The organism is Actinomadura vinacea (assembly GCF_039532545.1).
Lineage (GTDB): Bacteria > Actinomycetota > Actinomycetes > Streptosporangiales > Streptosporangiaceae > Spirillospora > Spirillospora vinacea.
This window is the reverse complement of record NZ_BAAARW010000002.1, coordinates 218,242-239,965: the sequence shown is the minus strand read 5'-3', so window position 1 is coordinate 239,965 and position 21,724 is coordinate 218,242. Positions and strand designations below refer to the sequence as shown.

18 protein-coding genes and 1 pseudogene are annotated in these 21,724 nt (G+C 74.8%); 9 read left to right on the top strand and 10 right to left on the bottom strand.

What is annotated here, in order from left to right; all coding sequences use genetic code 11:
• Positions 1-39 precede the first annotated feature (39 nt).
• Positions 40-1,341, top strand: coding sequence for a protein kinase domain-containing protein (locus ABD340_RS02930; RefSeq protein ID WP_344586780.1), 1,302 nt, complete (start codon positions 40-42; stop codon positions 1,339-1,341).
• A 12-nt stretch (positions 1,342-1,353) separates the two neighbouring features.
• On the opposite strand, the gene ABD340_RS02925 is transcribed toward ABD340_RS02930, so the two are convergent.
• From ABD340_RS02925 to ABD340_RS02910, 5 genes and pseudogenes are all read right to left on the bottom strand, one after another.
• The gene (locus tag ABD340_RS02925) at positions 1,354-2,178 is read right to left on the bottom strand and encodes an IclR family transcriptional regulator (protein ID WP_344586778.1); all 825 of its coding nucleotides are present in this window, start codon (positions 2,176-2,178) and stop codon (positions 1,354-1,356) included.
• Positions 2,175-2,492 (bottom strand): hypothetical protein, encoded by a 318-nt coding sequence (locus ABD340_RS02920; RefSeq protein WP_344586777.1) that lies wholly within the window; start codon positions 2,490-2,492, stop codon positions 2,175-2,177. The genes ABD340_RS02925 and ABD340_RS02920 overlap by 4 nt, the downstream gene beginning before the upstream one ends.
• Positions 2,493-2,529: 37 nt before the next feature.
• Positions 2,530-2,907: pseudogene (locus tag ABD340_RS47870) on the bottom strand (hypothetical protein); the annotation flags it as partial.
• Positions 2,908-3,091: 184 nt separating this feature from the next.
• Entirely contained in the window at positions 3,092-5,155 is a 2,064-nt protein-coding gene (gene ligA / locus ABD340_RS02915) for an NAD-dependent DNA ligase LigA (protein ID WP_344586776.1), read from the bottom strand.
• Between the two features lie 106 nt (positions 5,156-5,261).
• Positions 5,262-6,365, bottom strand: coding sequence for an epoxide hydrolase family protein (locus ABD340_RS02910; protein WP_344587142.1), 1,104 nt, complete (start codon positions 6,363-6,365; stop codon positions 5,262-5,264).
• A gap of 180 nt (positions 6,366-6,545) precedes the next feature.
• On the opposite strand from ABD340_RS02910, the gene ABD340_RS02905 reads away from it, so the two are divergent.
• The 4 genes from ABD340_RS02905 to ABD340_RS02890 all read left to right on the top strand — a co-directional run bounded on the left by ABD340_RS02905 (position 6,546) and on the right by ABD340_RS02890 (position 10,154).
• Positions 6,546-7,022 carry a MarR family winged helix-turn-helix transcriptional regulator gene (locus ABD340_RS02905; protein WP_344586775.1) on the top strand — a complete coding sequence of 159 codons (477 nt, stop codon included), beginning with the start codon at positions 6,546-6,548 and terminating at the stop codon, positions 7,020-7,022.
• Positions 7,023-7,142: 120 nt separating this feature from the next.
• Positions 7,143-7,667: a PadR family transcriptional regulator gene (locus ABD340_RS02900; RefSeq protein WP_344586774.1), complete on the top strand. Its 525-nt coding sequence runs from the start codon at positions 7,143-7,145 to the stop codon at positions 7,665-7,667.
• Between the two features lie 4 nt (positions 7,668-7,671).
• Complete coding sequence (locus ABD340_RS02895; RefSeq protein ID WP_344586773.1) at positions 7,672-8,412, top strand: ABC transporter ATP-binding protein; 741 nt, start codon at positions 7,672-7,674, stop codon at positions 8,410-8,412.
• The gene (locus ABD340_RS02890; protein ID WP_344586771.1) at positions 8,409-10,154 is read left to right on the top strand and encodes an FtsX-like permease family protein; all 1,746 of its coding nucleotides are present in this window, start codon (positions 8,409-8,411) and stop codon (positions 10,152-10,154) included. The genes ABD340_RS02895 and ABD340_RS02890 overlap by 4 nt, the downstream gene beginning before the upstream one ends.
• A gap of 15 nt (positions 10,155-10,169) precedes the next feature.
• Here ABD340_RS02890 and ABD340_RS02885 read toward each other — a convergent pair whose 3' ends face one another.
• Positions 10,170-10,376 carry a hypothetical protein gene (locus ABD340_RS02885; protein WP_344586770.1) on the bottom strand — a complete coding sequence of 69 codons (207 nt, stop codon included), beginning with the start codon at positions 10,374-10,376 and terminating at the stop codon, positions 10,170-10,172.
• A gap of 68 nt (positions 10,377-10,444) precedes the next feature.
• On the opposite strand from ABD340_RS02885, the gene ABD340_RS02880 reads away from it, so the two are divergent.
• Together ABD340_RS02880 and ABD340_RS02875 are read left to right on the top strand one after the other, a co-directional pair.
• Positions 10,445-10,915: a hypothetical protein gene (locus tag ABD340_RS02880; RefSeq protein ID WP_344586769.1), complete on the top strand. Its 471-nt coding sequence runs from the start codon at positions 10,445-10,447 to the stop codon at positions 10,913-10,915.
• Between the two features lie 3 nt (positions 10,916-10,918).
• Positions 10,919-15,304, top strand: coding sequence for a HEAT repeat domain-containing protein (locus tag ABD340_RS02875; protein ID WP_344586768.1), 4,386 nt, complete (start codon positions 10,919-10,921; stop codon positions 15,302-15,304).
• A gap of 145 nt (positions 15,305-15,449) precedes the next feature.
• Here the strand turns inward: ABD340_RS02875 and ABD340_RS02870 are convergent, their stop codons facing one another.
• On the bottom strand, positions 15,450-16,139 hold the full coding sequence (locus ABD340_RS02870) for a TetR/AcrR family transcriptional regulator (RefSeq protein ID WP_344586766.1): 690 nt from the start codon (positions 16,137-16,139) through the stop codon (positions 15,450-15,452).
• Positions 16,140-16,217: 78 nt separating this feature from the next.
• On the opposite strand from ABD340_RS02870, the gene ABD340_RS02865 reads away from it, so the two are divergent.
• The gene (locus tag ABD340_RS02865) at positions 16,218-17,150 is read left to right on the top strand and encodes an alpha/beta fold hydrolase (RefSeq protein WP_344586765.1); all 933 of its coding nucleotides are present in this window, start codon (positions 16,218-16,220) and stop codon (positions 17,148-17,150) included.
• Positions 17,151-17,183: 33 nt separating this feature from the next.
• On the opposite strand, the gene ABD340_RS02860 is transcribed toward ABD340_RS02865, so the two are convergent.
• The 3 genes from ABD340_RS02860 to ABD340_RS02850 all read right to left on the bottom strand — a co-directional run bounded on the left by ABD340_RS02860 (position 17,184) and on the right by ABD340_RS02850 (position 20,208).
• Positions 17,184-17,585 (bottom strand): hypothetical protein, encoded by a 402-nt coding sequence (locus tag ABD340_RS02860; RefSeq protein ID WP_344586764.1) that lies wholly within the window; start codon positions 17,583-17,585, stop codon positions 17,184-17,186.
• 101 nt (positions 17,586-17,686) lie between these two features.
• Positions 17,687-18,937, bottom strand: coding sequence for a tetratricopeptide repeat protein (locus ABD340_RS02855; protein ID WP_344586762.1), 1,251 nt, complete (start codon positions 18,935-18,937; stop codon positions 17,687-17,689).
• Complete coding sequence (locus tag ABD340_RS02850; protein ID WP_344586761.1) at positions 18,856-20,208, bottom strand: DUF7779 domain-containing protein; 1,353 nt, start codon at positions 20,206-20,208, stop codon at positions 18,856-18,858. The genes ABD340_RS02855 and ABD340_RS02850 overlap by 82 nt, the downstream gene beginning before the upstream one ends.
• A 756-nt stretch (positions 20,209-20,964) precedes the next feature.
• Between ABD340_RS02850 and ABD340_RS02845 the strand changes: the two genes are divergently transcribed.
• Positions 20,965-21,678, top strand: a complete 714-nt coding sequence (locus tag ABD340_RS02845) for a TetR/AcrR family transcriptional regulator (RefSeq protein WP_344586759.1) — start codon at positions 20,965-20,967, stop codon at positions 21,676-21,678.
• Positions 21,679-21,724 lie beyond the last annotated feature (46 nt).

Sequence of the window (21,724 nt, the reverse complement as noted above, 5' to 3'; positions counted from 1 at the left end):
CCCACGCATGGCCTTGGGTATGGCACAGGGGTGAGGGCAGTGGAACCAGGACTCAGACTGACCGAACGCTACCGGCTGGTCGAGCGCCTGGACGGCGGCGCGACCCGTGAGGTCTGGCGCGCCTGGGACGAGGCGCTCAACCGTCCGGTGGCGGTGCGGCACGCGCGTACGAAGGAGCGGGTGGTCGGCGCGGTCCGGATCACCCACCCGGCGTTCGTGACGATCTACGACTGCGACCGGACCCGCAACGGCGACGGACGCCTGGTGTCCTACGTCGTGACCGCGTATCTGGACGGCGAGACCCTGGCCGAACGGGTCGCCCGCGAGCCGCTGCCCCTGCCCGAGGCGCTGGAGTGCTGCGCGCAGGTCGCGGCGGGACTCGCCGCGGCGCACGCGGCGGGCGTGACGCACGGTGACCTGCGCCCGGAGAAGGTCTTCCTCACCCTGGACGGGGTGCGGATCGTGGACCTCGGCATGGCCGACGGCGCCCCGGCGGACACCGCGGCCGTCGAGGAGGAGAAGGCCGCGGACGTGCTGGCCCTCGGGACGCTGCTCGCCGTCTGCCTCCCGGAGTCCGGCCCCGCGGACGGGGAGGCCGCGCCGGAGCGGCCCGAGGAGGTCGCGCGGCTCGCCTCGCGCTGCCGTTCGAGCGACCCGGCGCAGAGGCCCACGGCCACGGCCGCGGCCGCGATCCTCGCGAGCGCGCAGGAGAAGTTCCCCCTGCCGCCGCGGGACCCGGTTCCGCCGGCCGGCGGTTCCGCCGCGCCGTTCGCCGCCACGACGGTCCTCGTCCCGGAGGGCGCCATGCCCCCGGGACGCCCGCAGGAGCGCCGGCTCCCGGCCCCCGACGGCGACGGCAAGGGGCCGGTGTTCCGCGTGGCGGTCACCGTGACGCTGGCCGCGGTGGCGCTGGCGGCCGTCCTCGTGATCGCCGACGGCGGTTCGGATCAGCAGGGCGCCGCCCCGGGGCAGGGCCGCTCCGCGGCGCCGCTGCCGCCGCCCACGCCGGCCCCCGCGCCGACCGATGCCGCGCCCACGGGCGCCCAGCCGCAGACGGGCCCGCCCGCGCCGGCGCCGTCGGTGATCGAGACGCTGGGACGGTTGCAGCCGATCGTCGACAGCGGGCAGGCTTCGGGCGCGATCCGTTCCGACGTGGCCGTCGACCTGAACAACTTGATCACCAACCTGCGCAACGACCTGGCCTCCGGGCGCACCGCCGACACCCAGCTGAAGCTGGTGCAGCTGCGGGAGAAGATCGCCACCCGGCTGCGCGAGCGCGCCCTCGACGACGACGTCGCGGCCCGCATGACCGACGTGCTGTCCAGCGCCGCCGCGCCCTGAGCCGCCGCCCCCTCAGCCCGCTCCGGTGACCGAGTCCCGAAGCCAGGTCCAGCCGCGCCGGATCTCCTCGGCGGCGTCGCGGACCAGCGCCCGGTAGCGGTCGACGGCCTCGGGCGTGAACCGGTAGCGGGGGCCGCAGACGCTGATCGAGCCGTGCACCTCCCCGTCGGGCCCGATGAGCGGGGCGGCGACCGAGCCCGCGTCGGCCTGCCGCTCGCCCAGCGAGACCGCCACGCCGCCGGCGGCGATCGCCGCCAGCTCCTCGCGCAGCGCCGCCTCGTCGGTGACCGTCCGCTCGGTCAGCGCGGCCAGCGGCCGGGACAGCACCGCCTCCCGGCGCTCGGCCGGCAGGAACGCCAGGATGACCTTGCCGGAGGAGCCGGCGTGCAGCGGGAACCGGGTGCCCAGATCGACCGTCATCTTGATCTCGCGCGGGCTCTCGAACTGGTCGAGGTAGACCCGCTCGTCCCCGACCAGCCCGGACAGCGTGGTGGTCTCGCCGGTCTCCTCGCGCAGCCGGCGGAGCACCGGGGTGGCCGCGACGCGGGCGTCGAAGCGGCGGAGCGCGCTGGCGCCCAGCGCCACGGCGGCGGGCCCGAGCCGGTAGCCCGCCGCCCCCTCGTCGGTGGCCAGCACCTCCCGGGACACCAGCGACTGCAGGATGCGGTAGACGACCGCCTTGGAGATGCCGAGCTCGCGGCTGATCGCGCTCACGCCGAGGTAGCGCGGCCCCCCGGCGAACAGCAGCAGCACGTCGGCGACCCGCGCCGCCGCCTCGGTCCCGACGTTGTCGGCGCCGGGGGCGGTCTTCCGCATGGTCGTGCTCCGGTTCGTCACATTGAAATCCTAAGGCGGATCGGACGGCGCGGACGGGTCACCGCCCGCGCCGCAGGCAGCGGCCCACGGGGTCGCCGATGATCGCGCCGTCGGCGTACACCCGGTGGCCGCGCACTCTCCTCCGAGGGCAGGTGAATGGGCGTCGCCGCGAGGGCGCAGGGCGTCGCCCACATGGGCATGCCGGGCAGCTCGCGGGAGGTCCGCACGGCGTCGTCGATCAGCCCGGTCCGTTCCGGCAGCCAGGACTTCAGCAGCGCGACCAGCTCGGCCTCGCCGAACGGATGGTGGTCGGCGTCCCCGACCGGGTCGGGCACCTCCCGGACGGCCCGCGTCCCGTCCTCGAACCCCGACCGTGACGCGGGCGGCGCGCTCGCCGGGCAGCCGCGCCGTCAGGTCCTCGGCGGCGACGCCCTGGACCCGCCGGGCCAGGGCCGCCACGTCGGGACGGTCGAGCGGCGAGCCCGGCCCCACCTCCCCGGTGAGCGCCGCGACGGCCACGACATAGGGCGTGGAGAACATCGCCGACAGCCGGTTGTCCCAGCCGGTGCGCGTCAGCCCGGCGCCGAGCGCGGTGCGTCTCGACGAGGATCTCCGCGATCGGGCGGGCCGCCGGACCGGCCTCCGCGGCGAGCGCGAGGACGGCGTCCGCGGCCGGGTGGGTGCACGAGCAGGACGCGTGTCGGGCCCGATGACGCCGAGGATCTCTCTCTCGGCGACCTCGAAGTCCACCTCCGCCAGGGCGTGCAGCCCGCGGAAGGCCTTGCCGAGCCCGTCGCGCGGACGATCAGGCTCTGTCGCATGGCGTCCAGGCGCGCCTCGGGGCGGCGTGGTCGAAGGCCGGACCAGGCCGTCCTCCCCCACTCGGCGTTGTGCGCGCCTGGACGCCGCTCGCGACGAGAGCCGCGGATCGCGCTCAGAGATGGTCGGCCACGCGGGCGGCGAAATCCTCGGGGGTGGTGACCTCGACGCCTAGCTTTTCGGCCTTGGCCTTCTTGGAGCCGGCCTTCTCGCCCGCCACCAGCAGGGACGTGCGGGCCGAGACGGACGAGGAGGCGCGGCCGCCGGCCCGTTCGATCAGCTCGTTCATCTCGTTGCGGGACAGCTCGGCCAGCGGGCCGCTCATCGAGCCGGTGACCACCACCGACATCCCGGCCAGCGGCCCCTCGGCTTCGGTCTCGGCCTTCGCGGCGGGGGGCGTGGCGCCGGGCTCGGTCATGTTGACCCCGGCCGCGACCAGCTTGTCGATCAGCGGGGCCAGCTCGGCGATCTCCTCGACCAGGACCGGTGCCTTCTCCGGGCCGATCCCGTCGACCTCCTGGAAGGCCTCGGCGTCGGCGGCGCGGATGTCGTCCATGGTGGCGAAGTGGCGGGCGATCCGGCGGGACATGGAGCGGCCGGTGCCGCGCACGCCGAGGGCGCAGAAGACCTTGTTGAGCGGCTTGGCCTTGGCGCCCTCGATGGCGGCGAGCAGGTTGTCGGTGCTGGTCTCGCCCATCCGCTCCAGTTCCAGCAGCGGCGCCCGCTCCAGCGTGAAGAGGTCGGCGAAGTCGCTGATCAGGTCGGCCTCGACCAGCTGGTCGATCCGGTTCTCGCCCAGCCCCTCGATGTCGAGCTGGTCGCGGCCGACCGCGTACCGGACCGAGGCGATCGCGTGGCAGGCCCGGCCGCGCACGCAGCGCCAGCGCTTCTGGGAGTCGTCGATGGCGTCGCCGCAGCGCGGGCACGCCTCGGGGATCGGGATCGGCTCCTCCTGGCCGGTGCGCAGGTGCGCGACCGGCGCCTCGACCCGCGGGATCACGTCACCGGCCTTGTAGACGGTGACATGGTCGCCGATCTTCAGGTCGCGGCGGGCGATGTCGCCGGCGTTGTGCAGGGTGGCGTAGGTGATGACCGACCCGTCGACCTCCACCGGCTCCAGCACGGCGCGCGGCGCGATGATGCCGGTGCGGCCGACGTTCCACTCCACCCCGACCAGCTTGGTGATCTTCTCGGTCGCGGGCAGCTTGTAGGCGATCGCCCAGCGCGGCGCGCGCGAGGAGTTGCCCGCCGCGCGCTGGTCCGCGGCCAGATCGGCCTTGATCACGATGCCGTCGATGCCGAACTCCAGCTCCTGGCGGAGCCCGGCGATCAGCTCGACCTGCTTCTGGATCTCCGGAAGCCCGGTGCAGGTGATCCCGGCGACCGGGGTGACCGCGGTGGTCCGCGCGCCCCACCCGGCGATCAGCGTCATGATCTCGCTGTGCGCCAGCTCCAGCAGCCGTTCGCGCAGGTCGTGGGCGGTGCCGTCGAGGGGCAGCGCGCCGTAGGCGAAGAAGGTCATCTCGACCTGGTAGTCGCGGTCGCGGGCGCGCAGCGAGCCCGCGGCGGCGCTGCGCGGGTTGGCGAACGCCGGGTTCCCGGCGCCCGTGCGGGCGGCGTTGGCGTCCTCGAACTGGGCACGGGTCATCAGCACCTCGCCGCGCAGCTCCACGGTGACCGGCTCGGCCAGCCGCCCGGGCAGGCCGGTGACCATGCCGATGCCGTGCGAGACGTCCTCACCGGCCGCGCCGTCGCCCCGGGTGACCAGCTGGACCAGCCGGCCGTCCCGGTAGCGGGCGGAGATCGCCAGGCCGTCCAGCTTGGGCTCCACGCTCCACACCGCGACCTCGCGGTCGATCCGGCGCTCCAGCCCGCCGATCCAGCCCTCCAGCCCCTCGGCCGAGAAGACGTTGTCGAGGCTCAGCATCGGGACGGTGTGCGGCACGTCGCCGACCACCGCGCCGCCCGCGACCTTGCCGGTCGGCGAGTCGGGCAGGACGTGCTCGGGATGCTCGGCCTCGTAGGCGGCGATCCCCCGCACCAGTCGGTCGTAGGCGTCGTCGTCGAGCGAGGAGTCACCCTCGCCGTAGTACGCCGCCGCGGCGGCGACGGCGGTCTGCACGGCATCGGCGTAGGCGGCCTGGTCGCCGATCTCGGTACGCGCTGGCGTCTCGGTCATGGGTTCATCATCTCGCGTGCCTCTGACAGAACTGGCACGTCAGCCCTGCAGCGAAGCCGGTTCTCGCTGTGCTGAAAGGGGCCGCCGCTTTCGCGGCCAGCAGTGTCTACTGGGCGACCCGGTCGTCGTACTTGATGTGGGCAAGGAAGAAGTCCCGGACGTCCTGTGCGAGTAGCTCCGGTACCTCCATCGCGGCGAAGTGGCCACCGCGGTCGAACTCCGACCAGTGCCTGATGTCGTACAGCCGCTCGGCCAGCGGTCGCACCGACTGCGTGATGTCGTGCGCGAACACCGCCACGCCAACCGGTACCGGGCACGGCTCGATCCGCCGCGGAGCCTCGCGGTGCAGCCGCGCCGAGGAAGCCGCGGTGGCGGTCAGCCAGTACAGCGAGATGTCGGTGAGCATCCGCTCGTCACTGATCTGCGAGCGGGGGTCGGTCCACTGTGCGAAGCGCTCGGCGATCCAGGCCAGCTGGCCGACCGGCGAGTCGGTCAGCGCGTAGCCGACGGTCTGCGGGGTGGTGGCCTGCAGAGCCTGGTACGGCGGACGATTCGCCATCAGCTGCCTGACCTTGTCCAGCCGGGCTTCATCCGTTTCGGACAGTTCAATGTCGGCTTCCGGGACCGGCCGGGTCGGCAGGTAGTTGACGTGCACCCCGACGACCCGCTCGGGTGCCACCGCGCCGAGCGCCGATGAGATGCCCGAGCCGAAGTCGCCACCCTGCGCGCCATAGCGCTCGTACCCCAGACGGCGCATCAGCTCAGCCCAGGCCCGCGCGACCCGGACGATATCCCAGCCGCGCTCGTGGGTCGGCCCGGAGAAGCCGTACCCCGGGATGGACGGAATCACCAGGTGGAAGTCGCGCGACAGCGGCTCGATCACGTCGAGGAACTCCAGGAACGAACCGGGCCAGCCGTGGGTGAGGATCAGCGCGAGCGCGTCCGGTTTCAAAGATCGCACGTGGACGAAGTGGATGTTCTGGCCGTCGATCTCGGTGGTGAAGTGCGGAAGCTCGTTGAGCTTGGCCTCGTGCTCGCGCCAGTCGTAGCCGGTGCGCCAGTATTCGGCCAGTTCCTTGAGCCGTGCCAGCGGGAAGCCGTAGTCCCACCCGGCGTCGGCGACCTCGTTGGGCCACCGGGTGCGGGAGAGCCGGTCGGCCAGGTCGTCGAGGTCGGCCTGGGGGATGTCGATGCGGAACGGCTTGATCATGGTCTCGACCAGGGCATCGATTCCCTGTACCGCACCGCTGGCAGTGGCGACCGAGTCGGTGGGCTCATGACGGTCGACGTGATCCATGACTTTCCCTCATATCATTGGTGGTTCCAACGTTGGCTTCACCAATCATAGAACATTCGTGGGCCGAACCAACAAGTCGGTAGGCTGGCGGTCATGATGACGGGCGACCAAGCGCCACCCATGCGCCTCAAGTGCGCCCCGAGCTGGCTGATCAACCAGGCCTCCGCGCACAGCCACCGCCTGGTGACCGAACGGTTCGCCGCTGCCGATGCCCGCGGCTACCACTACCGGCTGCTGGCCGCACTGGCGGAGTTCGGTCCCGCCAGCCAGGCCGAGCTGGGCCGCCGCACGGGCGTCGACCGCAGTGATGTCGTCGCGGCACTGAACGAACTGGCCGGCAAGAAGCTGATCGAGCGCTCACCAGACCCCACCGACCGCAGGCGGAACATCATCACCATCACCCCCGAAGGGGGTCATCACCTCTCACACCTCGACGGCGTGCTGGCTCAGATTCAAGAGGACCTGTGCGCCCCGCTCTCGCACACCGAACGCGAGGAACTCATCCGGCTGCTGACCCGCATCGTCGACCACGCCAGAGCCCGCGCCCCGGAGTCTCTCCTCGGGAAGTAGTCGAAACCTCTCCACATCGTCAGGAACCGGGGCGGCGGAGGCCGATGGCCGGACGGCCGCGCCCGTTTCGCTTGACCCGGCCCATGGTTAACGGTTAGCTATGGCTCTGTCGTCAGGGAGGTGCGCGCCGTGCAGGACGTGGTGCTCGCGCTGCTGGCCAAGGAGCCCTCGCACGGGTACGAGCTGCGCGCCCGGCTGCGGCGGGCGCTCGGCCCGCTGGGCGAGGAGCTCAACGCCGGCCAGGTGTACGTGACGCTGCGCCGTCTGGAGAAGGCGGGGCTGGCGGAGGCACGGGTGGCGGCCCAGTCCGACCGGCCCGACCGCAAGGTCTACGAGCTGACCGCCGCGGGCCGGGACCGGGTGGCCGAATGGCTCACCGACGTGGGCTGGAGCCGTCCCGCGCCGACCGAGTTCCATCTGAAGCTGGTGGCCGCGGCGGTGTCCAGGCTGGCCGACCCGGTGGCGCTGGTCGACGCGCAGCGTCGCGAGCTGCTGCGGCGGCTGGCCGAGGCGCAGCGGGCCGCGCTGGAGCTGCCCGCGGGCTCGGACGCGGCGCTGCTGCTGGAGGGCGCCGTGCTGCGGCTGCGCGCCGACCTGACCTGGCTGGAGTCATGCGCCGAGCACTGGTCGGCGAAAGGGGATTGAGGACGTGGAATACACCCTGTGGGCACGCGGCCTGCGCAGGTACTACGGCTCCGGGACGGGGCTGGTGCGCGCGGTCGACGATGTCGATCTGGTGGTCGCGCCGGGCGAGACGGTCGGGATCGTCGGCCCCAGCGGCTGCGGCAAGTCGACCCTGCTGCAACTGCTCGGCGGGCTCGACCGTCCCGACCGCGGCGAACTGTGGCTGGGCCGGCGGCGGCTGGACGGGCTCTCGGAGACCGCGGCGGCGCGGGTGCGGCGCCGCGGGATCGGCTTCGTGTTCCAGTCGTTCCACCTGGTCGACGAGCTGACCGCGCGGGAGAACGTGGAGTTGCCCGCGCTGCTGGCCGGGACGCCCCGGCGGGCGGCGCGGCGCCGGGCCGAGGAACTGCTCGGCCGGGTGGGGCTGAGCGGCCGCGCCGGGCACCTGCCCGGCGCGCTGTCGGGCGGGCAGCGGCAGCGGGTGGCGGTGGCGCGGGCGCTGGCGAACGATCCCGGGCTGCTGCTGGCCGACGAGCCGACCGGCAATCTCGACAGCGCCGCCGCGACCGAGGTGCTGCGGCTGTTCGCGGCGCTGCGCGCGGAGGGCCGCACCGTCGTCATCGTCACCCATGACTCCCGGGTCGCCGGCACCGCCGACCGGCTGATCACGATGCGCGACGGCGCGTTCGCCGACGAGACCGTGCTCACCGGGCGGGGCGGCCGGCCCGCTTCCGGGCTGGGCGCGCTCGCGGGGCTGGACCTGTGACCGGGCCGGTGCTCGGCACGGTGCTCCGGCTGACGCTGCGCGACCTGCGCCGGCGCCGGGCGCGTGCGGCGCTGCTGCTGGTCGCGATCGCCGCGACGACGACCACGCTGACGCTGGGCCTGCTGGTGCGGGACGTGGCCGACGAGCCGTGGGAACGCACCCGCGCGGCCACCGCGGGGCCGGACGCGGTCGCGACCGGCGACGCCCGGACCCTGGCCGCGCTGGCGAAGGAGCAAGGCGTGGCCGCCGCCGGCCGCCCGTACCCGACCGTGACCGGCGGCCTGCGGGTACGGGACGTCACGGTCAACGCGATGGTGCAGGGCCGCGAGATCGCGCCCGCCGCGCTCGACCGGCCGCTGGTCACCGACGGCCGCTGGCTGCGTCCCGGCGGGGTGGTGGTCGAGCGGGCGTTCGCCGAGGCGCTGCGGGTCCGTCCCGGCGACCGGGTGACGATCGCGGGACGCGCGTTCACCATCGCCGGGATCGCGATCACCAGCGGGCGGGTGCCCTACCCGTCCGCCACGCCCGGCCTGGTCTGGCTGACCAGGGCCGAGGCCGCGCGGCTGCCGTCCCCCGCCGGTACGCCGCGGCGGTACACCATGCCGCTGCGGCTCGCCGAACCCGGCTCCGCGCCCGCCTTCGCCGCCCGGCACAAGGGCGTGCGGTCCTGGCAGGACATGGGCGCCTACGCCACGGCGGAGCTGCGGCTGGCCAACGGCGTGCTTCTCGGCGGCTCGTGGGCGCTGGCGATCCTCGCGGCGATGAGCGTCGCGCTGCTGGTCGGCGGACGGCTGGCCGAGCAGGGCCGGCGGGTGGGGCTGCTGAAGGTCGCGGGCGCCACGCCCGCGCTGATCACCGCGGTCCTGCTGGCCGAGCACCTGGCGGTGGCGGTCGCGGCGACGGCCGTGGGCGTCGCGGCGGGCTGGGCGGCCGCGCCGCTCCTCACCGGCCCCAGCACCGGGCTGCTGGACGCCGGTACGCCCGCGCCCACGCCCGGCACCGTCCTGCTGGTGCTGGCCGTCGCGGCGGCGATCACGGCGGCGGCGACGGCGGTGCCCGCGCTGCGCGGCGCCCGGATCAGCACGGTGCGGGCGCTGGCCGATCCGGTGCGCGGTCCCCGCCGCCGGTCCCGCCTGGCCGCCGCGTTCGCGCCGCTGCCGGTGCCGCTGCTGCTGGGCGCGCGGATCGCCGCACGCCGCCCGCGCCGCACCGTCCTGGCCGGGCTCAGCCTGGCGGTCACCGTCGCGATGGTCGTGGCGGCGCTGTCCATGAGCCGGGACGTGGCCCGCAAGGACCGCGTGCTCCTCGGCCCCGACTTCGTGCCCGGCGCGGGCAACCCGGTCACCGAAAGGCTGAGCCAGATCGTGCTGGTGCTGGCGCTGGCGCTGGTCCTGCTCGCCGCCGTCAACGCCGTGCTCACGGCCTGGACGACCGCGCTCGACAACCTGCGCGCCACGGCGCTCGCCCGGGCCCTCGGGGGGACGCCGCGGCAGGTCACCACCGGGCTGGCGGCGGCGCAGCTGGTCCCGGCCGGGTTCGCCGCGCTGGCGGGCATCCCGCTGGGCCTGCTGGTGGACGCCGCCGCGCGGGCGGCCGGCAACTCCCCCGCCGGGACGGGTGTCCCGATGCTCTGGCTGGCCGCCACGGTTCCCGCGACGCTGGCCGTGGTCGCGCTGCTGACGGCGGTGCCGGTCCGGTACGGCGCCTCCCGCCCGGTCGCCGCGGCCCTGGAGGCACGCTGAGCGCACCGGGTCCGCTCAGGAGGTGGAACCGGTGCCCGCCTCCGCGGCCGGCCGGTTCAGGGCCGGCAGCGCGGCCGCGATCGCGGCGCGGTCGGCGGCGGCGGGCAGGCCGGCCAGCAGCTCGGCCAGGCGCTTGGCCTGGGCCTGCCGGCGGCTGGCCGGCTCGGTGATCCGGCGGGGACCGAAGCGTTCCAGGTCGGCCAGGACCGAGAGCGTGGTCATCGACAGGTCGCGGGGCAGCGCGAGGGTCGAATTCGCTTGGCCGCCGGGTCGTCCGGAAGGATGTCCGGATGATCCCTCCGCATCCACCGCGCCGGCTGCGTTCTCAGGCCGTCCGCATCGGCCTCGTGAGCGCGCTCTCGCTGGCCGTGGCGGCCTGCTCGTCCGACACCACGCCGTCCGCGACGGGGTCGCAGACCGTCTCCCCCGGGACGGCCAGCCCAGCCTCGACCCCCGACCCGGACGAGGACGACGAGGTAACCGCCTACTGCGTCCGCGGCCCCGACGGCACCGTCCCTGACGAGGAGCCCGAGTCCGGCTACCGGGTGGTGGACGAGGACCTCTGCGACGACGACGACCTCGGCGATGACACGGCGGTCGGATCGCACGCCAGCTACTTCTGGTACTACGGCGGCCGATACCGCGCCGGCCGGGTCTCCCGCGGAAGCCTCAAGGCCCCGTCGAGCGGCACCATCTCCACGCGGTCCGGCCAGACGGTCCGTGCGGGCTTGGGCGGCGGCGGTTCGCGCAGCGGCGGCTGACCGGTGGCGGCGACTCTGGGAGAGCTCGTACGGCTGGTCGAACGGCTCGAGAGCGGCGACGGCGGCGCGGAGGCCGCCGCGTACGCCGCGCGGCTTCCCCGGGAACCGCTCTCGGACGCGGCGCCCGAGGAAGCCCTCGCGCTGGCACGGCTCCATCTGCTGTTGCGGCGGCACCTGCGGGACCGGCCGTGGCCGCGGTGGCGGGAGGCCGTCCTGCCCGAGCCGGTGCGCATCGCGTGGCTGCGCGCGGAGATCGCCGAACGGCCCGAGACCGTGGCGCGGGAGCCTGCCGACGAGCCGCTCTACCAGGCCGTGCACGGGCTGCGGGCGACGGACGTCGACGAACCCGAGCGGCTGGCCCGCGTCCTCTTGGACGGGCATGACCCGGCCCTGCTCGCCGAGGCCCTCCGCATCACGCGCGAGGCCGTGCGGGCGGCCCTGCTCGCTCCGTCCCGGGCCAGGCCGATCCTGCTGGAGACGGCCGCGCGCGACGGCGCCGCACCGGCCGCCTCATCGGCACGGAAGGCCGCTCTGCACGAGCTCGCCGAGCCCTGGGCGGCCCTGGAGCCGCTGCCCGGCGCACGCCTGCGCCGGATCCTCGACACCGCGCCCGACCCCGACGTGGCCGCCGCGGCGATCGAGGTCGCGGCGCGGCACAGGCATCGCGACCTGCTCCTGGACGTCGCCACCGACGCGCGGCGGCCTCCGGGGCTTCGGCGGCGTTCGCTGGAGCTGGCCGGGGGCACGGCGGACCGCGAGGACGTGCCCGTCCTGGTGGGCATCGCCGCGCAGGACCCGCTGCTGCTCGCCGGTCCGGCCGTCCGGTGCCTGCTGGGGATGCACCGGCGCGCCCTTTTCCCGTCCGGTGCGGACGTGCCCTCGATCGTGGGGCTCGTCCTGGCCGATCATTCGGTGCCCGCGCACGAGCCCGCCACGTTGCTGTTCACGTGCCGGAACGAGACGCTGCGAGAGCTGGCCGGGGCGCCGCCCGGCGACGCGAGCTGGCCCCGGCGGCTGGAACTGCTGGTCGCGCTCGCCGAGCAGGGCACCGGCGACCTGCCGATCGGCGAGACGATCGCCGGCCTGCTGCCCGCCGCGCCCGATCCCGAACCGTTCCTGGAGGCGATCCGGACGCTGCGGCACGCGCCCGCCGAGCGCGCCGTGCTCGCGGTACTGCCCCGGTCCCCCGATGCCGCACTGCGCGCTCTCGAAGCCGTGGGCGGATCGGACACGGCCGCGGCGCTCCGCACGGGGTTGGGACTGGACGGAACGGCCATCGCCCCGCATCTGCGGCCCGTCCGCCACCGGGCCCTCGCGCTGCTCTGGCATCTCACCGATGACGCCGGGGAGCGGAGCGCGCTGCTGGCCCGGCTCGACCCGCGCGACCTTCCCCGCGGGATCCGGTCCGACCTGGGCTGGTCCGACGCGCGCGAGCTGGAACTGCTGCGCGCCGGGCTCGATCCGGACGAGCCGGTGGAAGCCCTGTGCCTGCTGGCTCGGAACGGCGACGCGGGCACGCTCCCGGCCATCGCCGACCTGCTGCTGCGCGTGGTGTCCGACCTCGCGGCGTCCAGGGCTCCGGACGACGCCGCCGTCCAGAACGTGGAGCCCCGGGTGCCGGACAAGGTACCGGCCGCGATCCGCGACCTCGGCGGCCGACTCCACACGCGCGGGAAGATACGACCGCACTGCCTGCTCGACGCGACCGGTCCCACGGAGGCGGGCGAGGCGCTCGTCGCGACCATGGCCCTGGACCTGCTGGACGAGGCCGGGCTCACCGCGCCCGAGCGATCGATCCTGCTGGAGCTGCTCCAGCACGTCCCGTCGTACGGAGGGATCCGCGCGCGAGTGCATCGGCTGCTGCGCGACCGCGACCGGCACGTCCGCAAGCACGCCATCGCGCTGCTCGCCCGGGATGCCGGCGGCGCGGACGCGCGGGCGCTGTCGGCCGGCCTGATCGCGCTCACGGCCGCGCGCGACGAGCAGACCGTACGGCAGGCGGTGCTGGCGCTCGGGCACGCGCGCGCGAACTGGGCCGCGCCGACGCTCGCGGCGTGCCTCCGCCATCCCAACATGAACGTGAAGAAGGCCGCCGCCACGGCGCTGGCCGACGCGGGCTCGCAGGAGGCCGTGCCCGAGATGCTGTCCTGGCTCGGCGGCCACGACAATCCGGGACTGGCCGAGGCGCTCGCCAGGGCGCTGCGGGCCGTGCTCGGCGACGGCTACGCCGCGACGCTCGTCGCCGCCGCGGACAGCGCCGGTGACGAACGCACCCGCATCCTGCTGATGCGCGGCCTGGAATGCGTGCTCTCCAGGCGCGCGGTCGACGCTCTCGCCGTCCAGGGCTCGGCCGCCGGGCGGACGCTCGCCGAACGCCGGGTCCCGCCGCGCGGCCGCGCGGCCGACAGCGACGTCGAGGCTCTGGAAACGCGCGGCTGGGACGACGGGACCGCGCGGCGCCTCGTGCTCCGGGACGACCTCGCCGCCGAGCGGCTCGCGTCCCTGCGGCCGTTCCTCGACCGCTGGCTGGAAATGGCCGCGGCGGGGACCGACCGCGCTCCGGTGCTGCGCTTCATCCTTCGGCTCTGCCCTCCTCCGTGGAGCGGGCAGGAGCTGGAGTCCTTCGCCCGTTCGGCGACGACGCTGGTCACCGGCCTGGACGGGGTCGGCGACGCGCATCGTGAAGGTCTTCTCGCCGTGATCGAAGAGGCCGCGGCACGCCTCACCGCCGCGGACGCCCAGGAGGTGGCGGCCCGGCTCCGTGCGCTTCCGCCGGAGGCCGCGGGCGGCCGCTCGCTGCTGACGCTGCTGCGGCGCTGCGGCGCGGTGCCGACGCGCGCCGACCTGGAGAGCGCTCTGACGGCGGCGCGGAAGGGGCCCAATCCGTGGCTCGCCGAGGAGGCCGTCCTGCGCGAGGCGTTCGTCCCGGGCCACCGGGACGCGCCTTCCGAGCCCGCCGTGCATGAGTGGCGGGAAGACCTCGAGGCGGCGGCTCGCACGCCAGGGGCGCTCCAGCGTTTCCGGGACGCGGACGCGGGCGGTCATCCGGTCGGTTCGCGAGATCGGCTCGCCGCCTTGGCCGCCGTCTATCCGACCGCCGGCGAGACCGTGCGGGGCCCGCTGCTGGAGTGGATGCTGCGGCTCCAGCCGATCGGCGCGCCCGCATGGACCCTCGGCGAGGACGCGCGCCGCGGCGCACCGCCCGCTCGCCTGCCCGGTTCGGACGATCTGGACCAGCCGCGTTCGGGGGCGCAGCGCGAACGGCTGCTGGCGATGCTGGACGACCCCGCGCGGGAGCGTCGCCACGCCGCGGCCCGCGCCCTTCTCGGCTGGCCCGAGCCGGAGATCGGCCGCGCCGTCCTGCGCGCCTACCTGCACGGCCGAATCGATCCGCCCGCCATCCCCGCGCAGGCGCGTGACCTCGCGCCCGCGCTGACGTCCATGAGCGAGGCCGAGCTGAACGAACCGGCCACCGACACGGCGCGGGAACGCATCGCCCTCGTGGCCGCCCACCTGCGCCCCACCGCACTCGCCCGCCTCCTCCCGCTGCTGCTGTGCTGGCGGGAGAACGGCGCACCGGCCACCCGCGCGGCGGTGGCACGGGCGTTGCACCGCGCCGACCCCGACCTGCTGTCCGACCTCCTGTCCGAACGTCTCGACGCCGGGGAGTGGGGCGTGCTCGGCCTCATCACCGGCCGTCCGCTCCTGCGCACCCCCGCCCTGGCCCGCGCACGCGAGCGGCTCATCGCCGAGGGGCGCGACGACCTGGCCGAACGGCTCCTGCTCGTGGACGGCCCGCTCCGCGATCCCGACGCCGCACGGGAGGACGCCGCCGCGCTCGCCGCCCTCCGCACCCGGCGGCCTCCCGCCGAGCACGGAGCCGGGCCTTCGCGGGAGTCGCTGTTCGACCTCGCCCGCACCGGCACCACCGAACAGGCCCGGCGGGCTCTCACCCTGCTCGCCGAACGGCACGACGAGCGGCCGCCCGGCCACCGCGACCCCGGGTTCGAGGAACTGCTCGCCGAGGCGATCGGCCGTCCCGAGGCGCGGCTCCGCCTGCACGCGCACCGCATCTCCCGAAAGGTGCTGGACCGGTCGTCCTACCTGGAACAGACGTCCCGGCTGTTGGAGGACCCGCGCCCCGACATCGTCCGTTCGGCGATCAGAAGCGTGTCGCACGCGGCGTGGAAACCGGCGATCCCGGCGCTGGTCGGCCTGCTCTCGCACGCCCGGCCCGCCGTCCGCCGCGCGGCCGCCGACGGGCTGGCGCTGTACGGGGAGCCGGCCGCCCGCGCGCTCCGGCACGCCGCCGGCCGCGCCCGTCCCGACCGCCGCGGCCTCTACACCGACGTGCTCGACAGGATCGCGGCCGCGCCGTCACCCGAATAGGCCACGAAACCGTATTGCGCGGAGGCGGCCGCAAGCCGGTACCCGTGCACTCCCCCGCCCCGGCGCCCGCGATGGTCGTCCAGGGGGCGCTCATGCTCGGCTTCCTCGGTGCGATGGCCCTGGTCCGCTGAGCCGGGCGCCGCGCTCAGCCGATGAGGCCGGCCAGGACCCGTCGGATCAGGCGTTCGAAGAGCGCCTGGTGGTCCTCGTGCGGGCCGGGGACCTGACGTGCGACCAGCCCCGCCAGCAGCGGGTGCCGCCCCTCCGCGACGACCTGCGTCAGGTGCGCCGCGTACGCGGCCTGCCGCTCGGTCGGCGAGCTCCGCTCCTGGAGCTCGGTGCGGGCGAACAGCGAGGCCAGCCCGTTCATCACCGCGATGGTCTCCATCTTGGCCTGCCCGGTCATCGACTCCGCCGGCTCCAGCGCGCGCAGCCCGTGTTCGAGGTAATCGATCGCGCACGGGCCGAGCCGCTCGGGTTCGGGCGGCACGTCCAGCATCCATGGGTGGCGCAGTTGGGCGTCCTTGGTGTGCATGGCGAGCACGGCCAGGTCCTCGACGGGGTCGCCGGCGAGGGGGCCGGACAGGTCGATCTCCCCGGCCACCGCGTCGATCATCAGGTCGACGAGGTCGTCGCGGCCGCCGACGTAGCGGTAGAGGGACGCGGGCCCGGTGCCCAGCTCCGCCGCGACCCGGCGCATCGACACCGCGGCCAGGCCCTCGGCGTCGGCCAGCGCGACGGCCACGGCGGTGATCTGGGCGCGGGTGCGCACGGGCGCGGGGCCGCGCGCGCCCCGTTCCGGACGGTCCCACACGGTCCCCGGTTCATCGGGCACGGCCCACCTGTCCTTCCTCACGACGGATCCCCTATCCTAGAAACTGCGAACATCGATCGCAGTATTGGAGGCCGTGCCGTGACCGCATCACAGAAGGCCTGGAGCCCGGTCCGCTGGGCGAAGAACGGCGGCGTGCAGATCGCCTACGACCGGTTCCTGGCCGCCCCCGCGGACGGGGAGCCGCTGCTGCTGCTCATGGGGCTGGGGACGTCCCGCAGGTGGTGGCCGGACGGCTTCTGCGCGGCGCTGGCCGCGCACGGCTTCGCGGTGGCGCGCTACGACCAGCGCGACGCCGGCGAGTCCACCCACCTCCAGGACGCCCCGGCCCGCAATCCGATCGCAGCCCTCACCGGAAAGCGCCGCGAGATCTACACCGCCGAGGACATGGCCGATGACGCGATCGCCGTCATGGACGCGCTCGGCTGGGAGTCCGCGCACCTGCTGGGCGCCTCCCTCGGCGGCGCCGCCGCACAACGCGTCGCGCTCCGCCATCCCGACCGCGTCCGCACGCTGACCTCGTCGTCCGCGGTCCCCGGCGACATGGCGGGGGTGCGGACGCTGCGCTACATCCGCCTCGGCACGCTGGCCAAGCTGGCCCGCCTGAAGTTCCCCGACACCCGCGAAGGGGACGTCGAGGCGGGGGTCGCCCTCGCCCGCATGCTGGCCTCCCCCGCCCGCCCCTTCGACGAGCAGGCCGTGCGGGCACGGATCGAGAGCAGCCCCGACCCCGGGGTCCGCGACCAGAAGGCGCAGAGCCGCCAGATCGGCGCCCGGTGGCACGGACCGCCCGTCTCCAGCCTCCGCACTCCGACGCTGGTGCTCCACGGCGAGGACGATCCGCTCATCCGTCCCGCCGCCGCCCGCAGGATCGCCACGACGGTCGCGGGCTCCAGCCTGGCCATCCTTCCCGGTGTCGGGCACGACCTGCCCGAGCACGCCTGGCCGGACGTCGCCGACCGGGTGCGCCGCCACGCCGGGCTCGGCCAGCGGCGCACCGCACACCGCGCCTAGGGCGTGTCTTACGGATCTACGTTAAGACACGCCCTAGAGGTGGTGGACGATGTCGGGCAACATGGCCGGGCGCAGCGGGCCGTGCAACGCGAACACGAACAAGGTGACCGGGACCCCGGCACGGTAGGCGGCCACCGCCCGGTGGGTGCCGTCCAGGACCACCTCGCGTCCGGGCACCACCCGCAGCACCGGCAGGACGAGTTGCACCGGCTCCCGCTGGTCCCGGAATCCGCGCACCAGCGCGTCCAGCTTGCGCCGCCGTTCCGGGTCCCAGGTCACCGGCTCGCACGCCGCTTCGCGGACCCGCTTGAACACGGCGCCGGGATCATTCCATTCGGCCTGGTCACCGGCCCGAGTGGCATACCAGACGGTGCACAGCTCCCCCAGGAGTTCCTGGGAGGAGCCGAAGTGCTCGTCCACTGCGAACCCGTCCATGCCGTCCAGCACGATCTGCGCGCGGACATGCCCGGTCAGGAAGGTCTCCTGGAACTGCTCGACGTCGATGTCGCCTCCTCTGCACGCGTTGGGTCGATGCCTCAGATCCGAGCGCGGATGCGTTCGGCCCGTCCGCGCATGGCCGCGGCCTCGTCGACCGGCAGGCCCGGCAGCGCCGCGAGATCGAGGAGGATCTGGACGAGCTTGGGGTGCTCGGGCCCGTACCGCTCCTCGTAGATCCGCCGGGACCGGTGAAGCGCCCCGGCGGCCTCGGCGGCCTCCCCGCGCGCGGCCAGCAGGGCGCCGTGGTCGGCCAGTATCTCGGCGGCATAGGGATGATCGGGTCCGTAGAGGCTTTCGTAGAGCGCGCACCCGGCGAGCATCAGCGCGTCGGCCCGGGCCGCCTCGCCCTCGTGGAACAGCGCGACCGCGTACACCCGCTCGGCCGCGACCGTGCTCGGATGGTCCCCCAGCGCCTCCCGGTAGGCCGCCACAACCGGCGCGAGCAGCCGCGCCGCCGCCGCGAAGTCGCCGAGACCGCACAGGGCGGCGCCGAGCGCCCGGCGCTGCTCCATGACCTCGAAGTGCTCCTCGCTGTAGCGCGCCGCGAGGACCGCGCCGACCTCGACGAGGCGGTCGCGGGCACGGCACAGCAGCGCGCGGTCGCCGAGCACGGCGCCCATCTCCTGCTCGATGTAGGCCATCCGGCCGAGCGCGACCAGCGTCCGGTCGTCGGCGTCGCCGCGGGACTCGCGCTGGACGGCGACACCGCGCTCCATCAGCCGCAGCGCGGCACGGAACGCGCCGCGCCGCCACAGGACCGTGACCCGCAGATCGTCGGCCTCGATCCGGCGGTGATCGCCCTCGGGCACGCCGGCCGCCACCAGGAGCCGGTGCGCCCGCTCCGCCGCCCGCTGCGCCTGCGCCAGCTCGGAGAACTCCACCAGGATCCGGCACCGCCACATCAGGAACGCGTGCAGTCCCGGATCTTCGGGACCGGCGATCTCCTCACGGACGCCCTGCGCCGTCTCGACCGCCGTCCGGGCGGCGCCGAGCTCGGCCAACCGGTAGAGCAGGGCCGCGTGGCACAGCTTGGTCTCCGCCCACTGCGGGCTGCGCCGGCCGTGCACGCGTTCGCGCAGCTCCAGTGCCGTCTCGACCGGCTCCCTGGCCTCCCGGTAGCCGGACCGTTCGACAAGGTAGCGACCAGCGCGGTGGAAGAGCTCGCCGAACACCGCCTCAGCGCGTCCCGTGACCGGGTACCCGCGGCTCAGCCCGCGGTAGTTGCCCTGGACGGCCAGGACGTGCGCCAGCAACCGCGCGCAGTCCGGCCACCGCGCGCTGTCGTCCACCGCGCGCTGTCGTCCGCCGCCTGGGGGAACCGCCGCTCGAGCAGGATCGCCGCGGCCTCCAGCCATTCCGCGGCGTCCGCCGGCTCCATGTCCAGCCGCACGACCGTCTGCACCAGCCGGTGGACCTGCACGTGCTCGGCGTCGACGCCGATGAGCGAGTAGCGGGCCAGCCGCTGCACGGCCAGGTCGTACGACAGCGGATCGCCGGTGATCGCCGCCAGCCGCCCGCGCGCCCCGTCCGCCGGTCCGCGCAGGAGCCCGCGCGGGATCCTGACGGGCGCCAGCATCGACCACAGGCGCATCAGGTCCAGCGTCTCCGGCACGTCCTCCCCGGCCCTGGCCAGCGACAGGTTCCAGGTCATCGCGACCGGCTGCACATGGTCATCGGGACGGAACCGGGACAGCACCTGCTCCAGGGAACCGTCCAGCAGCCGCAAGTACTCGCGCAGCGGCAGGGCCGCCTGCCGGGAGTAGGCCGCCGCGTGCGCCAAGGCGAGCGGCAGGCGGCCGAGCGCGTCCGCGATGGCCTGTGCGGAGCGGACGTCGTCGTCGCCGGTCCGCTCGCACAGCAGCCGCACCGCCGCGCCCGCCGCCATGGGCCGCACCTCGAAGCGCCGCTCCGGGTCCGCCGGCCCGGCCCAGTCCGAGCGCCGCGAGGTCACCAGCACGTGCCCGCCGCCCCCGGCGGGCCAGTGCCGGACCGGCTCGGCGCCGGCGTTGTCGTAGATCAGCAGCCAGCGGCCCCGGCCGCACAGCGCCCGCCACAGCTCGTTGATCATCCGGTCGGCGTCGGCCTGCTCGGGGACGCCCAGTTCCGCCGCCAGCCGCAGCAGCCCGGTCCGCAGGTCGGCCGACCGCTCGGCGGTCAGCCACCACACGATCTCGTAGTGCCGCCGGAACCGGTGCGCGAAGTTGACCGCGACGCTGGTCTTGCCGACGCCGCCCAGCCCCCACACGACGGCGACGCGCACATCGTCGTGCGCGTCGCCTCGCACGAGGGCCGCACGCAGCCGGCGCAGCAGGTCCTCGCGTCCCAGGAAGCCCGGCTCCGGCGGGCCGAGGTTGGTGATGGCGGGGCCGTCCTGCGGGTAGGGCACCCCATCGCCGGACGGCGGCTCCGCCCCGGCCGGGAGGTCGGCCTCCGCCAGCGCCCCGCGGGCGACCAGCCCTCGCACCAGGGCCGCGCAAGCCGCGCTCTCGGGCAGCCCGGCGATGTCGACGATCGGTCCGGGGCCGGGGACGGACGGCGCCGCGCACTCCTCGACCCGCACTGCGACCAGCCGTTCCGGGGGCCCGTGGCGTCCGGCTCCCGCCCGGCGATCTCGGTCGTGGACGAGAGCACCATGACCTCCCACGCCTCGGCTGCCGGTGGCGGGTGCGGAGGCGGGTCCTCGGGGCGGCCGTCCCGGGACCGCATCTCCACCCGGGTGCGCGACGCGTGCGAGAGCGCGGCCGACAGCCATCGGGCGAAGGCGAGGTCGGCCGGATGGAAGGTCACGGCCAGCACCCGCACGGGCGCGGCCGGGTCGCCGGTGCCCTCGCCGCCGTCCTGGCCGCTCCCCTGGGGCAGGCGCCGGGATCGTCCTTGCAGGAGGCCCAGGTAGGTACCGCCCGCGGTGACGGCCGAACTGAGGATCCCGAGCGCGAGCGGCCCGGCGCCGGCCGACGGCGGCACCTGGGCGGCGAACCCGGCATAGGTTCCGAGGCTCGCTCACCCCGCCCGTCGACCTCCATTTAAGACGCGCGAGACCTGCCGCCCGATCTTCGGATGGCCCGATATCGAACACCGTTCGGCTTTGCGGAGCGGCAGGGCGGGCACTCGACTGGTCAGGCCCCTCCGGACGAGCCTCCGGCCCGGCCGCCTCCGGGTCCGCTCCGGGACATATGGAGCGTCCGTATCCGCTGCTCGAAATCGCGGTCCACGTCCGGTTGTCTCAGAGGCCGGACGGGTATACAACTGTATTGGAAGCTGAACATTTGTATTGGGCGGCGTCGGCTTGCGGCGCTGTCTCGCAGGAGGCGGCACGATGGCGGAGGGCAGTGCGGGCGGCGGCGACACCGGAGCGACGGGCCCCGCCCCACGCGACCTGTCCGCCGAGGACCTGACGGCACGCGCCCGGATCAGGGACGCCGCGCTGGACCTGTTCGCGGAGCACGGGGTGCGCGGCACCACGATCAGAGGGGTCGCCGCAGCCGCCGGTGTGTCACCCGGTCTCGTCCAGCACCACTTCGGCTCCAAGGAGGGGCTGCGCAAGGCGTGCGACGAGCACGCCTGGGACATCCTGCGCACCAACAAGTTCAAGGCACTCGAAGGCGGCATGGACGACCCGCAGTTCATGGCCACCGCGATGGCGACAAGCCTGCGCATGCAGCGCTACATGGCGCGTGCCCTGGTCGACGGATCGCCCGGGGCGGCGGCGCTGTTCGACGAGGCCGTCACGATGACCGAGGCGATTCTGCAGGAGCCCTGGCCGGGCATGAACAAGCCCAACACCTCCGACGTCCACGCCTACGCCGCCACCGTGGTCGCGCTGGTGTCCGGCGTGATGGTGCTGCACGAACACCTCTCCCGCGTGCTCGGCGCCAACACCCTGACCGTGGAGGGGTACCCGCGCATGGCCAAGGCCATGGTGGAGATCCTCGCCGACGACCTGCTGACCCCTGAGCTCATCGAAGGGACCTTGGCCGCGCTGCGCAAGGCGGCGGACAGGGCCGACACGGGCGGAGACGGCGGTGCCTAGCATGCGGACTCCAGCGCCCCAGGCGCTCCGCCCGGCGCCCGGTTCG